Raw genomic sequence first — 13,067 nt, 5'->3', positions numbered from 1 at the left:
CTACTTAAATTTTAAGTTTTAAAATTACTTAATCTTAAGTATGTTTGTAATACGTTAATATAGTAATATATAGTAAAAAAGTAAAGAGGGTAATTTTTAAAAGCTCAAGTAAATTAATATCTTATGCGCAATACATTAGCTTATATTGACCCTTTTAAGAATTTAAAGATTAATGCTTTTTTAAAATGTATTTTTAGTGGATTATGTTTCATTTTAGCACTACAACAATCTACCGCACAGGAACGTGCAGATGCTGATACAGAAGATAATGAATTTACAAGACAAATTTGGTTTGATTTAGATCCGTCTTGGAGTATGGGAGATGGTCAAAAAATTACTGCTAATTTTGGGTATAGAACCATTAGCCCTAAAAGTTGGCACCGTTTTATAGTTAAAGCTAATTTTGAGAAAAAATTTGAAAAACTTCTTTTTAAAAGATTTAACCATTCCGAGAAACTATTTTTTGGTACAAACTTTTTTATTTTAACGACCAAAGATAACGACGATTATGGGTCTTTTGAAATTAGACCTCTTCAAGGCTATGAACTTGGAATAGATTTAACACCTAGAATTGTTTTTAAACAACTATTTAGACTTGAAGAACGTTTTGTGTTCTCAAGTGATCCTGAGAATCAAATTTTTGGATTGCGATTTAGATATCAAATAAAAGCAGTTTTTAATCTAGAAGGGGTGTGGTTTGAAGCCGGTGAAGGATTTTATATACCTGTTGCCATAGAGGGTTTTTTTAATCTAGTGAGCGCATCGCAATTTAATGATGTAATTCGTTTAACGCCGGGATTGGGTTATCAATTTAATCCAGACTTTAAGGTTGAAGGTAGTCTTGCATATCATTACACGCAGCAAGGTGGAGACTATAATCCGGAAAATTTAGAAAGAACCAACGATATTGTTTTTCGTTTTAGAATAATAAAAACCTTTAAATAAACTTATAAAATTTAAGGTTTAATCGCTAAATACAATACGCTCCTTTGCAATTGTTTTTAGGAGAGGCACAAAATCTTCTGGTGTGCTTAAATAATGAATTGAATTAGAAATAGATGTTAAGAGGTTAGGATGTTCAATATATCCAGAGACTATTAGTGGTAAGTTTATTTCAGATGTGATTTTTTTTAGTTTCTGTGCTACAGATTTATAAGAATGGGTAATAAACATGGTTACAAGTACATCTGGATTGGTAATTTCGGTCACCATATTTATATTTTCGTCTGGAACATTTTGTCCAAGATAATACACACGCCACCCTATTTTTTGTGCGATAAATGAAGCTAATAATAGCCCAATTTCGTGATGCTCATTTTCTGGTAAAAATAACACGGCTTTAGGTGCGTTTTTTAAAGGTTTAGGTAAAAGCTCTATGGCCGTAAATATTTTTTGTCTAATTAAATTAGATATAAAATGTTCTTGTGCAGGCATAACTTTATTAACACCCCAAAGCACTCCAATTTGTGCTAAGAATGGATATATAAGACCTGTTATTGTAGTTATTAAGCCTGTTTTAAGAATTTCGGCATTTACTGTTTTGTCAAATTCATCTTCATCTAAAGTCATAACACTTAAAATTAAAGCGCTTATTTCATCTTCTGCAGAGCCTTCTAACAAAATATTAGAGACTTCGTTATGTAGTTCTGTTTCAGACATTTCATTAATCTTTGAAATTCTAAAACCATTGCGAGTTAATATACTAATGTTCAATAATTTTTTTAGTTGCTCATCAGTATAGTATCTAATGTTTGTTTCTGTGCGTAAAGGCTCTAAAAAGTTATATCTACTTTCCCATTTTCTTAAAGTATGCGATTTTATGCCGGTTAAAGACACGATTTGTGCCATAGTGTAATTACTCATGTCTAAGTATTTGTTATGCAAAGTTAAACAAAAAAAGCACTTTTAAAAGGATTTAATAAAATACGTTTGTCTAATTATTTTAATAATAAGTTTGACAAAATAAAATATTATTATAGTTTTGTAAAACAATAACAATAAAAAACATAGACATGAAAACAAAATTAAAATACTTTGGAGTTTTATTTAGTTTACTATTTGTAATTACAGCGTGTGATAATGATGACGATGCTACAGACATGAGTTCTAGTCAAAATATTGTTGAAATTGCTCAAGACACTCCAGAATTAAGCAATTTAGTATCGGCCTTACTTTTAGCTGATTCAGAAACAGATAGTAACCTCGTAGAAACATTAAGTGAAGATGGACCTTTTACAGTATTTGCTCCCACCAATCAAGCGTTTGTTGATTTGTTAAATCAGCTTGATGGATTTAATAGCTTATCAGATTTTGATACAGATGAAGGAAAAGCCATGTTAACTACAATTTTACAATACCATGTAGTTGCGGGTGCAGCAGTAAACTCAAGTGCGCTCTCAGATAATCAGGAAATTACTACTGCACAAGGGGAAATGATTACTGTAAGTTTAACAGATGGCGTGTATATCGCAGATGCAACAACAGAGGAAGCGATGGTAACACAAGCCAATATTGAAGCTAGTAATGGTGTTATACATATTATAGATAAAATTTTATTGCCTCAAGAAATTATAGATATGTTAAACAGTCAAACACTTGTAGATCTTGTTGTGGGTACAGACGATTTATCGATTTTAGAAGCAGCCCTTATTAAAGCAGATTTGGTAGATACTTTAAATAGTGAAGGTCCCTTTACAGTCTTTGCTCCAACTAACGATGCATTTGCTAATCTGTTAAATGCTCTAGGCGATGACTATAATAGCTTAGACGATTTTGATACAGAAGAAGAAATAGCTTTGCTTAAAAATATTTTATTATACCATGTTATAACCACTGAAGTCTATGCCGCAGATTTATCAGAAACTTCTGTAGAAACTGCATATGTAGGTAATAGTATAAATATTGTAACCTCTGGAGATACTTTCGTAATTCAAGATGCTACCGGAGAAACTGCCAATATTTTATCTGCAGATATTCTGGGGTCTAATGGTGTTGCGCATGTAATAGATCGTGTGCTTTTACCAAATTAATAAGCAAAAGATATAAATATATTGCTATATTAGGTTGTAAAACAATATGTTAATTAGTTAGTTAAAGGTGAGTATTCCTGCAGCTCATTTTAGAAGCTGCAGGATTATTTAAAGATTAAAACACTTATGCAAAATCAAAAAGTTGTTATTATTGGTTCAGGATTTTCATCGTTGTCCGCAAGTTGCTACTTAGCACAAGCTGGATTTGACGTTACCATTTTAGAAAAAAATGATACCATTGGTGGTCGCGCAAGACAATTAAAACGAGATGGTTTTGTATTTGATATCGGACCTACATTTTATTGGATGCCCGATGTATTCGATTCTTTTTTTAATGATTTTAATAGAAGTACAACCGAATATTACACGTTAAAAAAATTAAATCCTGCCTATAAAATTTATTTTAATAAAAAGGATTCGATTGCCATCGCGGACGATTTAGAAAAAATTAAATCAACGTTTGAGGGTGTAGAACCTAATAGCGGTAAAGCACTTCAAAAATTTATAGACAAGTCTGAAGACAATTATAATATCGCAATTAAAGATTTGGTATATCAGCCTGGAGAACATCTTTTCGAAATTGTAAACTGGGACACCATTACTAAATCTGGGGCGTTTTTAAAAACGATAAAAAAACAAGTGGCGAGTTATGTTAAAGATGAGTCGCTACAAAAAATACTAGAATTTCCGGTGTTATTTCTTGGTGCCAAACCGAGTAATACACCTTCTTTTTACAACTTCATGAATTACGCCGATTTTAAACTAGGAACTTGGCATCCTATGGGCGGTATGTACGAAGTGGTAAAAGGGATAGAACAACTAGCATTGAGTTTGGGTGTTACTTTTAAAACGAATAGCAGCGTCACAGCTATTAATGTTGAAAATAAATGCGTACACACTGTGTCTACTGAAGCAGAAGAATATCCTTGCGATGTTTTATTGAGTGGAGCCGATTATCATCATACCGAAACACTTTTGCCAAAGGCCTATAAGCAGTACTCAGAATCGTATTGGGATAAAAAAACTTTTGCACCTTCTGCTTTATTGTTCTTTGTAGGTTTCGATAAAACATTGGATGACGTTACACATCACACGTTATTTTTTGATACCGATTTTGAAACCCATGCCGAAACGATTTACGATACAAAAACGTGGCCAGAAAAACCGTTGTTTTATGCCAGTTTTCCTAGTAAAACAGATGCTTCATCTGCTCCAATGGGGAAGGAAGCTGGGATTTTTTTAATGCCAATAGCACCAGACCTTGAAGATACGCCAGAGATTAGAGAAAACTATTTTGATAAACTCATGACCAGATTAGAAGATACAGTAGGAATCGATATAAAGTCGCATATCTTATTTAAAGAATCTTATTGTGTAAATGATTTTAAAGACGATTATAATTCATATAAAGGGAATGCATATGGTTTAGCAAATACACTATTACAAACACATGTGTTACGCCCTAAATTAAAAAGTAAAAAAGTAGATAATTTATATTTCTGCGGACAATTAACTGTACCCGGACCAGGAGTTCCTCCATCTCTTATTTCTGGTAAAATTGTTAGCGAATTAATTTTAAAATACTCCTAAACATGAAGGCACTTTTCGACACATCTAGTTTAAAATGTAGTAAAATAATTACTAAAGAATATAGTACTTCATTTTCTTGGGGTATTCAATTATTTGCACCATCTATACGTCCGCATATTTACGCTATTTATGGTTTTGTACGTTATGCCGATGAAATTGTAGACTCTTTTGAAGCATACAATCAAGAAGCATTATTTTACGAATTTGTAGCCGATTATCATAAGGCATTAGAACGTAAAATAAGTTTAAATCCTATAATTAATGCTTTTCAAGAGGTTGTAAGAAATTATAACTTACAAACGTATGTAGAAGATTTTCTTAAACGAATGGAGTGCGACTTAAAGGTAACTGAATATGATACAGACGAAGCTTATAAAAATTATATTTATGGGTCTGCTGATGTCGTTGGATTAATGTGCTTGCGCGTGTTTGTAAATAACGACGAAGCTCAGTTTAATGCTTTAAAAAATTCTGCCAAATATTTGGGTTCTGCTTTTCAAAAAGTAAACTTTTTAAGAGATATCAAAGACGATACAGAAGTGTTGGGACGGTCTTATTTTCCGAATGTAAATAAAAACGGACTAACAAATATGGCTAAAGAAGATATTATAAAAGATATAGAATCTGATTTTAATGAAGCTTACAAAGGTATAGTGCAATTACCTATGGAAAGCAGATTGGGTGTGTATTTGGCATATAAGTATTATTTAAAATTATTGCACAAATTAAAACGTTTAGATTCTAAACGATTATTATATGAACGAATTCGTATCTCAAATCCATTAAAATTGGTTATTTTAACCAAAGCATATATAAGATACAAACTCAATGTTATTTAAAACTCTAATTATCCTATTCTTCTTAACTATGAATCCTCAAGATGATTGTAACACTATGCCTGAAATTCGAGCAGATTTTCACGCCATTCTTTCAGAAGAGGCCTTGGAAAAATTTATTTCAGATATGGATAATGTAGCGTGCGATTTAAAAACGCCTTATTTGGCGTCTGCCACAATGTGGCAGGCGGAATATACCAATTGGCCCTTTAGAAAATTAAATCATTTTAAAGCGGGTAAACAAATTTTAGAAGATTATATTGCTAAAAACCCTAATAATATTGAAGCTCGGTATGTACGGTTATTGTGCCAACTTAATGCACCAGGATTTTTAAATTACGATAATATTGAAGAAGACCGTACGTTTATAAATACACATATTGGTACAGCCAATTTAAGCGAGGATTATAAACAAATTATGTTGTTTAATATTAAAAAACATACAGATAATTAATGATGCAAATAGTATTATATATTATTGTAACATTGGCCACATTTTTAATAATGGAAGGCATTACGTGGTTAACACATAAATATATTATGCATGGTTTTTTATGGTATTTACATGCCGACCATCATCAGCCTAAATATCCACATGTATTCGAAAAGAACGATGCATTTTTTGTGATTTTTGCCATTCCTAGTATTGCATTACTTTACTTTGGTATACGCCCAGAATTAAACGTTTTGTTTTTTATAGGGTTAGGAATTATGTTTTACGGCATTGCTTATTTTTTAGTACATGATGTTTTAATACACCAACGTTTTAAATGGTTCAGTAAAACCAAAAACAAATATTTAATTGCGTTAAGAAAGGCGCATAAAGTACATCATAAGCATTTAGGAAAAGAAGATGGCGAGTGTTTTGGCATGCTAAACGTTCCAAAAAAATACCATGAGCAATACAAGAAAAAATGAAGCCGTTTACGTATTTGTTAATAGATTTTGCTTGTATATCTATCCCGCTTATTGCAAGTTTTTATCCCAAACATGCCTTTTATAAACATTGGCCGGCTTTTTTTAAAGCTAATAGTTTAATTACGATATTTTTTCTAATTTGGGATTATGCATTTACAGAAATGGAAGTCTGGGGATTTAACCCAGAGTATTTAACAGGACTATATATAGCTAATTTACCATTAGAGGAAGTTCTATTCTTTATTTGTATTCCGTTTTGTTGTGTGTTCTCTTATTTTGCCTTTACCTATCTTGTTAGAACATCTCCTTTTAAACATACTCAAACTAAAATTACAAACGTGTTAATTTTAGTTTTTGGTCTGCTTACTATGTTTTATTTAGAGCATTGGTATACCGCAACAGCTTGTGGTTTTACAACTTTGTTTTTAGGCTATCTAAAATTGAAAAAGGTTGATTTATCCTATCATTATCTCACTTATCTATTTATACTACCATTCTTTTTTGCAAGCAATGGTTTGCTTACGGGGTCGTTTTTAGAAGCTCCTATTGTTTGGTATAATGATGCTGAAAATATGGGCATTCGGTTATTCACTATTCCTGTTGAAGATAGTATATATGGGTTACTCCTTATATTCTTAAATATTGAAGGATTTAGATACTTTAAATCGAGATAGATTTAATCTTTTATTCCTGCTTTATAAGTGTCTAGTGCGCGCATTCGAGCTTCTTTATGTTCTACTATAGGTTCAGGATATTTATCTGTGCCGTATTCTGGAATCCATGTTTTTACATATTCAAGATTTTTATCGAATTTTTCTAATTGAGTTATCGGATTAAAAATTCTAAAGTATGGTGCCGCATCACAACCTGTTCCAGCAGACCATTGCCAATTGCCATTATTTGAAGCCAATTCGTAATCAAGCAAATGCTTAGCAAAATACGCTTCACCCCAAGTCCAATGTATCAGTAAGTGTTTACACAGAAAAGCAGCGGTTACCATACGTACCCGATTATGCATATATCCCGTTTTATTTAATTGTCGCATTCCAGCATCTACCATTGGGTATCCGGTTTTACCCTCGCACCAGAGTTTAAATTCTTCTTCATTATTTCGCCATGCAATATCGTCGTATTTACTTCTAAAATTGTTGTGCACTACATGCGGAAAATGAAATAAGATTTGTATAAAGAATTCTCTCCAAATTAGCTCGCTTAAAAACGTACTGTCCTCAGGTTTCAATTCTGAAATAATTTCACGAATACTTACTGTGCCAAAACGTAAATGAGGCCCTAAATAGCTGCCAATATCTTTATTAGGGAAATCGCGAAACTTAGCATATTCACTAACGTGTTCCAGCTGATAGGCTCTGACCGCTTTAGTGGAGGCTTTAAATCCGATAGATTTTAAACTTGGAAAATCAAATTGCTGTTGATGTAAGTTTTTAAATTGTATATCTGTATTTAGAGTGACACCGTTAAAATGTTCTAACCATTTGTTTTTATAAGGTGTATACACTGTATAAGGTTGTCCGTCTTGTTTTAAAACTTCCTGAGGTTCAAAAATAACATGGTCTTTAAAATTATGAAATGTGATGTTGTGAGTTTTTAATAGTGTTTCAACTTCAGCATCTCGAGTTCTGGCATAAGGTTCGTAATCTGTATTGGTATATACAGCATCAATATTATAATCTTTTATTAGGTCTTTCCAAACCTCTAAAGGGTTTCCTTTTAAACATAATAGTGAAGATTTATGTAATTTTAATTCCGAATTTATAAGCTCTAATTTTTTGTAAATAAAGGTTACTCGGGCATCATCTGCTGCTAATTCATTTAAAATATTTTCATCAAAAATAAAAATTGGCAATACGTTTTTGCTGTGCTTTAAGGCTTCAACAAGTGCGGTGTTATCGGTTAATCTTAAATCGCGTCTAAACCAAAATAAGGTATATGTCATAAACCAAGTATTAAAAGTATTGAGTTATTAAGCTGTTAGGCGTTTTAGCATATTTTTAAATATAAAACCATGAAATGGTAACACGCTATACCAATATAATCGCCCTGAGATTCCAACAGGTCTAAATGTTGCCGTTTGTTGTAATACGTTATCTTTTATTTTAAATTCTAGCCAAGCATCACCCGGTAATTTCATTTCAGCAAACAAGAGTAAACGACCTTCTTCTTTATTGGCATATAATACGCGCCAAAAATCTAAAGCATCTCCGGGAAAAAGTTGGTCTAAATGTGTGCGACCTCGGCGTAAACCAACTCCACCAGATAATTTATCTGCAAAACCTCTTAATTTCCATAATCCATTACCGTAATACCAACCCGTTTCTCCTCCAATACGCCAAATACGGTCAATACATGCTTCGCGGTTATTAAAGGCTTTTTCACGTTTATCTATAAAACAGCCATGTGTAGGTATTTGTATAAATTCCGACATGTTTATAGCCATAGTTCCGCTACTTAGCGCGTCTTTCCAACTGGAAATAATCTCGTTGGTTTCAATTTTTTTAAAGGCTTTGTTTAACGCTTCTTTATAAGAAATAGGCGCGATGTTTAGAATGGTGTTAATTTTATTGTCTCTACAAACTACTTCAACTTTCATGCTATCTACTAATGCTATGGCAAGTTTATACGAGGTAGAAGTTACAAAATACAACCAGTACGAAGAGAGGCGAGGCGTCATTACCGGTACGATGTAAATGCGACGTTTTAATCCGCGGGCTTCTGCAAATTGTAAGAGCATTTCTTTGTAAGAGAGTATGTCTGGTCCGCCAATATCAAAATTTTTGTCGTAAGTTTCTTCCTTACCTAATGATTGGTATAAGAAGGAAATGACATCTGTAATCCCAATTGGTTGACATTTAGTATTTAGCCAACGCGGCGTAATCATAATAGGTAACTTTTCGACTAAATCGCGTATAATTTCAAAAGAAGCACTTCCAGAGCCAATTATTATGCCGGCTCGTAAAGTGGTTAAACTGTATTTTCCTTTATGTAGTTCATTTTCTACAGTTTGTCTGGAGTTTAAATGCTCGGAAAGCATCTTATCATTAACAATTCCACTCAAATAAATGACCTGTTTAGCTTGTGTGTTATTGATAGCTTCTCTAAAATATATAGCCGATTGTTTTTCTAAATCTTGATAAGCACTAGAGGCCGACATGGAATGTACCAAGTAGTAAGCGGCATCTATATCTTCTGGAATAGTTTTTAAGCTTTCTTCATTTAAAAGGTCTATAGTGATAATACGTATTTTAGTAGCTAAAGTCTCTGGCGGATTAAAACGTTTAGGGTCTCTTACACCGCAAATTACATGATGTCCTTGCGCTACCAAAACGGGTAATAGACGTTGGCCGATGTATCCAGTAGCTCCTGTTAAAAGTATGTTCATAATGTGGGATGTAATATAAGACTTAACTTATCTATAAGTTATATAACTTTTAAATGTAATTGAAAATCACCATGTTTTTTAACGGTACTCGTAAATAAAATAACGCAATCCAATTACAGAGATTAGTTACACATGTTGGTCTATTAAAATAGGATTACCGTCGGGATCCATAACAATAATATTTCCTGGACCTTTGGTGGATTCATCGACTTCAGAAGACAAGGTAATTCCTTTCGATTTTAATTCTTTTTGAATGTCTCTCACATCAATAAAATCTTCAAGCGTATTGGCATTTTGGTCCCAACCAGGGTTAAAGGTTAAAATGTTTTTATCGAACATGCCTTGAAAAAGACCAATTAAAGTTTCACCATTTTTCATGATGAGATAATTTTTTTCTGGATCACCAGCAAACACGACAAACCCTAAAGTTTCATAAAATTGTTTAGATATTGCAATATCTTGTACATTTAAACTGATAGAAAAGGCTCCTAAAGACATAATTGTATTTTAAATTTATTCGATAATATAATTAAAAACTATTAATAGTTTAGGAAGTTTTTAGCTTTTAAGGTGATGGATGTTAAATAGCAACTTCGTTTTCCAGATGTTCTTCCGTTTCAAAAGCAGTGAGATTACCTAATGTGACTTCAGCAATTTTATCTAATGCTTCATGAGTTAGAAACCCTTGGTGCGAAGTTATAAGTACATTAGGAAATGAAATTAAACGCGAAATAACATCATCCATAATAATATTTTCAGACAAATCGCGGAAAAATAATTTCTCTTCTTGCTCGTAAACGTCGATTCCGAAATATTCTAAAGTTTTATTTTTTAAGGCTTCAACAGCTTCAACAGTATCAATAAGGGCCCCACGACTTGTATTAATTAACATCGCTCCCTTTTTCATTTTAGAGAAAGCTTCTTTTCCAATTAAATGATGGGTGTCTTCTGTTAAAGGACAATGTAATGAAATGATATCAGACTGTTCTAATAATTCATCCATAGAAACATAAGACACGCCAAGAGCTTTAACGGCATCGTTTGGATAGAGATCGTAAGCAATAACATTACACCCATAACCCTTCATTATTTTAATAAAATATTGCCCTATTTTTCCTGTACCAACAACACCTACAGTTTTTTTGTATAAATCGAAACCGGTTAAACGTTCTAATGAAAAATTACCTTCACGCACACGATTATACGCTTTATGCGTTTTTCTGTTTAAGGTTAAAATTAGGGCAGAAGCATGTTCGGCAACGGCCATAGGAGAGTAGGCAGGTACACGTACTACTTTTATGTTTTCGGTAGCTGCTGCTTTTAGATCTACATTATTAAATCCAGCACAACGCATCGCAATAAGTTTTACGTCATATTCACTTAACAATTTTATTGTACGTTCGTGTAAATGGTCGTTTACAAATGCACAAACAGCATCGCAACCTTGCGTTAGTTTTGCAGTTTTAGTGTTTAGAGTACTTTCGTAAAATATTATTTCATGATTACCAGTATTGTGTTTCTCAAAAGAAGAAATATCGTAAGATTTTGTGCTGAAAAAGGCTACTTTCATAAGATGTAAAATTTAATAAATACTAGTATAAAGATACTCTAAAAAAGTCTTTTTAAATGCAAAAAAAAGTTAAGTTCCTTTATTTAATAGGGGTTTTAGCAAAAATATAGTGTAGTTTTATTCTTGCTAAAAATCATAAATTAACGGCACTATTAAAGTGAATTTATTGTATAAAACAACTTTCTATAACATCTATAAAAGTTTGTGTTCCTGGTATTAAAACGCCTCTTGGAATACGTTCATTAACGTTGTGAATGTACTCTAGATAATGTCTGTCAAATTGCATTGGAGTAAAGCAAAACGAATTTATACCTTGTGCTCTAAAAAAACTAGCATCATTATAGTTAGGTACTGAAACGCTTAAAGTTTTAGCATTAGGATAATTTTTTTCAATCGCATTTTTAATATTAATATAAAATTGCGACTCATAATTTGAAGCAGGTACAATAGGAGATTCTTTAATTATTTTTATTTTAATGCGTTTGTTTTTAAGTTGTTTTTTAACCTCTGCCACAAACTCTTCATTGGTTTGGTGTGGTAATAACCTACAGTCTAATAATGCAGTGACCTCGTCCGGAATAACATTAATTACACTATTGTGACTATCTACGCTAGTCAGTGTGATGGAGTTAGAAAATAAAGATAATAATTCTGGTTTATGTCTCAGTTTAGGCGCAATAAAAATTTTAAATAATCTAGGGTGTTTTAAAGCAACAGATTTTATACCTGTTTCCCATTGTCCCAATTGTTTTAATATGTTTAAGTTAATGTCGTTATAAACAACTTTTTGTCTTTTTTCTATAAGGTTATCTAAGGCTTTTATCATGCCTTTGTTTGCATAATTTATAGGTGTAATAGAGCCATGAGCTGAGGTTTTAACTTCTAAAGATAATTCTAACCATAGTGGTCTTTTATTGGTAATAGAAATACCAAATAAATTTTGATTGGGCTTAGAATCTAGTATGCCATTAAATCCAGGAGGCCCTTCGCCTAATACCACTATAGGATTTAAAGTGTTTAAATAATTTTGAATGACATATTCTGCACCACCGCCATTACATTCTTTTTCTTCGCAAGATACAGCTAGCAAAGTTACATTGTAAGGCATTTTAGTGTGCCCGTATTTTTTTAAAATTTCAATCACGCTAAATAAATGCATGATTCCATTTCCTTTATTATCAAACGCGCCCCTGCCCCAAATTTCGGTGTCTGTGATATCTCCTGAAAATGCATTATGTTCCCATTTAGTAATATCTCCTGCAGGAACAACATCTATATGGTTTAATAAAATAATATTTGGAAGATTGTGATCTAAAGGGTAAATAGAAGCGGTAAAATTATAATTACCATTAGTATCTCCCATTTGTTGAACATATAAGCCATTTTGTTCGCATAGCGATTTAAACCATTTTCCAGCTTCAATTTCATTTCCGCTTATAGATTCAAATTGGATATACTTACTAAGAGTTTCTTCTATATTTAAATTCTCACCATGATCTTTAATTGTTGTTTTTAAAGATAAATTTTGACTTTGAATTTGAAATGTAAAACATAATAACAAGAAAAATAGACTAAGCTTTTCGCTCATAATGCACTTTTATAAAACAATAATTATAATTGAAAGATATCTTAAAATTAAGATATTGCTATTAACAAACAATTAATAATTATTATTTTTTTAGAGTGATGTATTTTGTTTTAAATAGAAAAAAGTAGCAAAACTTTAG

General features: G+C 32.1%; 13 protein-coding genes. 7 read left to right on the top strand and 6 right to left on the bottom strand.

Features of this window, described 5'->3' with window-relative positions:
* Window positions 1–123 precede the first annotated feature (123 nt).
* Window positions 124–945, top strand: coding sequence for a DUF2490 domain-containing protein (locus FNB79_RS02020; RefSeq protein ID WP_143379710.1), 822 nt, complete (start codon window positions 124–126; stop codon window positions 943–945).
* Between the two features lie 18 nt (window positions 946–963).
* Here the strand turns inward: FNB79_RS02020 and FNB79_RS02015 are convergent, their stop codons facing one another.
* Window positions 964–1,863 (bottom strand): MerR family transcriptional regulator, encoded by a 900-nt coding sequence (locus FNB79_RS02015; protein ID WP_143379709.1) that lies wholly within the window; start codon window positions 1,861–1,863, stop codon window positions 964–966.
* A gap of 149 nt (window positions 1,864–2,012) precedes the next feature.
* Here FNB79_RS02015 and FNB79_RS02010 point away from each other — a divergent pair, with 149 nt between their 5' ends.
* From FNB79_RS02010 to FNB79_RS01985, 6 genes are all read left to right on the top strand, one after another.
* A complete protein-coding gene (locus FNB79_RS02010) occupies window positions 2,013–3,029 on the top strand; it encodes a fasciclin domain-containing protein (RefSeq protein WP_143379708.1) in 1,017 nt (338 codons plus the stop codon).
* A 126-nt stretch (window positions 3,030–3,155) separates the two neighbouring features.
* On the top strand, window positions 3,156–4,619 hold the full coding sequence (locus tag FNB79_RS02005) for a phytoene desaturase family protein (protein WP_143379707.1): 1,464 nt from the start codon (window positions 3,156–3,158) through the stop codon (window positions 4,617–4,619).
* 2 nt (window positions 4,620–4,621) lie between these two features.
* Complete coding sequence (locus tag FNB79_RS02000) at window positions 4,622–5,458, top strand: phytoene/squalene synthase family protein (protein ID WP_143379706.1); 837 nt, start codon at window positions 4,622–4,624, stop codon at window positions 5,456–5,458.
* A 28-nt stretch (window positions 5,459–5,486) separates the two neighbouring features.
* Window positions 5,487–5,909 (top strand): hypothetical protein, encoded by a 423-nt coding sequence (locus FNB79_RS01995; RefSeq protein ID WP_143379705.1) that lies wholly within the window; start codon window positions 5,487–5,489, stop codon window positions 5,907–5,909.
* Window positions 5,910–5,911: 2 nt separating this feature from the next.
* On the top strand, window positions 5,912–6,373 hold the full coding sequence (locus FNB79_RS01990; RefSeq protein ID WP_143382536.1) for a sterol desaturase family protein: 462 nt from the start codon (window positions 5,912–5,914) through the stop codon (window positions 6,371–6,373).
* Complete coding sequence (locus FNB79_RS01985) at window positions 6,370–7,047, top strand: lycopene cyclase domain-containing protein (RefSeq protein WP_143379704.1); 678 nt, start codon at window positions 6,370–6,372, stop codon at window positions 7,045–7,047. Before FNB79_RS01990 ends, FNB79_RS01985 begins: the two co-directional genes overlap by 4 nt.
* 2 nt (window positions 7,048–7,049) lie before the next feature.
* On the opposite strand, the gene FNB79_RS01980 is transcribed toward FNB79_RS01985, so the two are convergent.
* From FNB79_RS01980 to FNB79_RS01960, 5 genes are all read right to left on the bottom strand, one after another.
* Window positions 7,050–8,327 carry a cryptochrome/photolyase family protein gene (locus FNB79_RS01980; RefSeq protein ID WP_143379703.1) on the bottom strand — a complete coding sequence of 426 codons (1,278 nt, stop codon included), beginning with the start codon at window positions 8,325–8,327 and terminating at the stop codon, window positions 7,050–7,052.
* 27 nt (window positions 8,328–8,354) lie between these two features.
* Window positions 8,355–9,770, bottom strand: a complete 1,416-nt coding sequence (locus FNB79_RS01975; RefSeq protein ID WP_143379702.1) for an SDR family oxidoreductase — start codon at window positions 9,768–9,770, stop codon at window positions 8,355–8,357.
* Window positions 9,771–9,896: 126 nt separating this feature from the next.
* Window positions 9,897–10,268: a VOC family protein gene (locus tag FNB79_RS01970; protein WP_143379701.1), complete on the bottom strand. Its 372-nt coding sequence runs from the start codon at window positions 10,266–10,268 to the stop codon at window positions 9,897–9,899.
* Between the two features lie 82 nt (window positions 10,269–10,350).
* A complete protein-coding gene (locus FNB79_RS01965; protein ID WP_143379700.1) occupies window positions 10,351–11,340 on the bottom strand; it encodes a 2-hydroxyacid dehydrogenase in 990 nt (329 codons plus the stop codon).
* Window positions 11,341–11,503: 163 nt separating this feature from the next.
* Entirely contained in the window at window positions 11,504–12,928 is a 1,425-nt protein-coding gene (locus FNB79_RS01960; RefSeq protein ID WP_143379699.1) for a M20/M25/M40 family metallo-hydrolase, read from the bottom strand.
* Window positions 12,929–13,067 lie beyond the last annotated feature (139 nt).

Source organism: Formosa sediminum (genome assembly GCF_007197735.1).
Classification (GTDB): Bacteria; Bacteroidota; Bacteroidia; order Flavobacteriales; family Flavobacteriaceae; genus Formosa; species Formosa sediminum.
Note: the sequence above shows the minus strand (reverse complement) of the source record. Positions and strands in the feature narration are given on the sequence as shown.

Bases quoted from the DNA above. Each gene is read 5' to 3' on its own strand.
- FNB79_RS02020 (WP_143379710.1), top strand. From the start codon at position 124: ATGCGCAATACATTAGCTTATATTGACCCTTTTAAGAATTTAAAGATT.
- FNB79_RS02015 (WP_143379709.1), bottom strand. From the start codon at position 1,863: ATGAGTAATTACACTATGGCACAAATCGTGTCTTTAACCGGCATAAAA.
- FNB79_RS02010 (WP_143379708.1), top strand. From the start codon at position 2,013: ATGAAAACAAAATTAAAATACTTTGGAGTTTTATTTAGTTTACTATTT.
- FNB79_RS02005 (WP_143379707.1), top strand. From the start codon at position 3,156: ATGCAAAATCAAAAAGTTGTTATTATTGGTTCAGGATTTTCATCGTTG.
- FNB79_RS02000 (WP_143379706.1), top strand. From the start codon at position 4,622: ATGAAGGCACTTTTCGACACATCTAGTTTAAAATGTAGTAAAATAATT.
- FNB79_RS01995 (WP_143379705.1), top strand. From the start codon at position 5,487: ATGAATCCTCAAGATGATTGTAACACTATGCCTGAAATTCGAGCAGAT.
- FNB79_RS01990 (WP_143382536.1), top strand. From the start codon at position 5,912: ATGCAAATAGTATTATATATTATTGTAACATTGGCCACATTTTTAATA.
- FNB79_RS01985 (WP_143379704.1), top strand. From the start codon at position 6,370: ATGAAGCCGTTTACGTATTTGTTAATAGATTTTGCTTGTATATCTATC.
- FNB79_RS01980 (WP_143379703.1), bottom strand. From the start codon at position 8,327: ATGACATATACCTTATTTTGGTTTAGACGCGATTTAAGATTAACCGAT.
- FNB79_RS01975 (WP_143379702.1), bottom strand. From the start codon at position 9,770: ATGAACATACTTTTAACAGGAGCTACTGGATACATCGGCCAACGTCTA.
- FNB79_RS01970 (WP_143379701.1), bottom strand. From the start codon at position 10,268: ATGTCTTTAGGAGCCTTTTCTATCAGTTTAAATGTACAAGATATTGCA.
- FNB79_RS01965 (WP_143379700.1), bottom strand. From the start codon at position 11,340: ATGAAAGTAGCCTTTTTCAGCACAAAATCTTACGATATTTCTTCTTTT.
- FNB79_RS01960 (WP_143379699.1), bottom strand. From the start codon at position 12,928: ATGAGCGAAAAGCTTAGTCTATTTTTCTTGTTATTATGTTTTACATTT.